Raw genomic sequence first — 2509 nt, 5'->3', positions numbered from 1 at the left:
ACGCCTTTATGGCGTCTTTTGTTAGTTATGTCACAAACAAACTTTTAATTTATAGATTCATATTAAGTTTTTAACTACGTAAAGGCATCTTTTGTGATGCCTTTAGGCTGTTGACAAAGTCAACAACCTGTCATGAAAAACCTATTTTTCATGAGGCTTGCCAAGGGGTGCTAAAGCTACTGCGCACCGCTAAAGCGTCACTTGACCCCTTGAGAGGTATGGTCTGCGGCGGCACAGGTCCCCCTTGACCATGGATTTTAATTTTTTATAAGACAAACCAATATTTTTTCAAATATTGGTTTGTCAACAATCTGAAGGCATCTTTTGTGATGCCTTTTGTTATATTTAGAAGTATTTTTATGATAATATATAATTAATAATTATTGTTAGGAAGTGGAACAGTTGAATAGAAATTTAAACTATGAAGTTTTAATGGAAATAAAAAATAGATGGTCTCCAAGGTCTTTTAGTGAAGAAGCAATAGGATGTGAGGATATTAAGGGACTAATTGAGGCGGCTAGAATGGCACCTTCATGTTATAATGAACAACCATGGAGATTTATTGTAACTATTGATAAAACAGATAGGGATAATATAAATAGTACTATTGATAGATTTAATAGGGTATGGTCAGATAAGGCTCCTGTTATAATATGTATAATATCAAAGAGAAGATTTAACTATAATTCTAGGGAGAATTATTGGCATATGTTTGATACAGGTACTGCCTTTGGATATTTAACCTTAGAAGCTGAGAGAAGAAATCTTATTACAAGGGCTATAGGTGGCTTTGATAAGGATAGGGCAAGAAAGGTTCTAAAGGTTCCATATGATTATGATATAGTTTGCCTTGTAGCAGTTGGAAAAAGGGGTGAGACTAGGCTTTTACCAAAGGAGCTTCAAAGCAAAGAGGTTCCTTCAGGAAGATATGATTTATCTGAAATTATACACTTTGGAAAATTCAATAAGTCAGATGAGTAATACTTTTTAATAAGTGATTATTATTGTATAATGGGATGATATTGTACTTTAAAGGTAAAGGAGAAAATTACATGGACGGAAAATGGTTTGAAGTTAAGGTTATCACTAAAAGTGAAGCGGTTGAAATAGTATCAGGAATATTCTATGGGTTAGACGTTAAAGGCGTTGCTATAGAAGACCCAGAGGATATAAACATTAAGCAAAAGGATAAATTAAGCTGGGATTTTGCTGATGTTAATATTTTTGAGTTCGGTGCAGATGCTGCAGTTGTTAAGGGATACTTTAACGAAGATGAGAAAATTGAAGAGATAATTTCTTATATAGAAGCTAAAATAGAAGAACTTAGAGAAATGGGAATTGATTTAGGACGTGGTCATGTTACTACAAGCAACGTTTTTGAAGAAGACTGGGCTACTTCATGGAAGAAGTACTATAAGCCTTTAAAGATAGGTAGTAAGATACTTATTAAGCCTATTTGGGAAGAAGCAGAGGCTAATAGTGATGATTTAGTAGTTGAACTTGACCCAGGTATGGCATTTGGAACAGGAACACACGAAACTACATCAATGTGTGTAGAACTACTTGAGAAGTATATGACAAAGGAAGATACAGTATTTGATATAGGTACAGGTTCAGGTATTCTTTCAATTGTTGCATCAAAGCTTGGTGCTAACAAGGTTGTTGGAGTAGACCTTGATAAGGTTGCTGTAGGAGCTGCAAGAGAAAACGTTGCCTATAACAAAATTGATAATGTGGAAATTCTGCATGGAGATCTTGTTGATGTTATTGAGGGTAAGGGAAATATTGTTGTTGCTAATATTATTGCAGAGGTTGTAGTATATCTAACTAGCATTATTAAGCCATTTATTGCTGAAAACGGATACTTTATTACATCAGGGATTATTCAAGATAGAAAGCAAGATGTGCTAGATGCACTTGAAAAAGAAGGATTTAAAGTTATCGAGATAATGGAAAAAGGCGAGTGGGTAGCTATTTCTTCAAAGCCAATGTAAGGAGAAAATTATGCATAAGTTTTTTGTTAATAAGAAAAATATTAATGATACCAATATTATTATAGATGGTGATGACGTTAAGCACATAAGTAAGGTTTTAAGATTAAGAGTAGGAGATGAAATTCTTGTATCAGATGGATTGTGTAGTGAATATACTGCTTCTATTGAGGCAATAGATAAGAAGGAAGTTATATGTAGTATTATAAATTCATTTAAAAACCAAACAGAGTGTGATGTTAAGATTACAGTATTTCAGGGGCTTCCTAAATCAACAAAAATGGAGCTTATTATCCAAAAAGGTGTTGAGATAGGAATAGATAGTATTGTTCCTGTAATTACAGATAGAGTTGTTGTAAAAACAGAATCTAGAGACTTAACAAACAAAATTGATAGGTGGAATAAAATCGCCAAGGAAGCAGCAAAGCAAAGTGGTAGAGGATGTGTAATGGAAATAGAAATGCCAATATCTTTTAGTGATGCTGTAGATATGGTATCAGAATTCGATTTAGCTGTTA

The 2509-nt window shown here is 33.6% G+C and carries 3 protein-coding genes; all 3 read left to right on the top strand.

Annotated features, from left to right (window positions below):
- The first annotated feature begins 402 nt into the window (after positions 1–402).
- Positions 403–981 (top strand): nitroreductase family protein, encoded by a 579-nt coding sequence (locus RR539_RS09975; protein ID WP_332473246.1) that lies wholly within the window; start codon positions 403–405, stop codon positions 979–981.
- A 71-nt stretch (positions 982–1052) separates the two neighbouring features.
- A complete protein-coding gene (gene prmA, locus RR539_RS09970) occupies positions 1053–1994 on the top strand; it encodes a 50S ribosomal protein L11 methyltransferase (RefSeq protein WP_332473247.1) in 942 nt (313 codons plus the stop codon).
- 10 nt (positions 1995–2004) lie between these two features.
- Positions 2005–2509: RsmE family RNA methyltransferase (locus tag RR539_RS09965; protein ID WP_332483494.1), on the top strand; the 505-nt coding region annotated here is incomplete at its 3' end.

The organism is Clostridium sp., assembly GCF_036639235.1.
In the GTDB taxonomy this organism is placed as follows: Bacteria; Bacillota; Clostridia; order Clostridiales; family Caloramatoraceae; genus Clostridium_AB.
The sequence above is the reverse complement of the archived record's forward strand: the minus strand, read 5'-3'. Positions and strand labels throughout refer to the sequence as shown.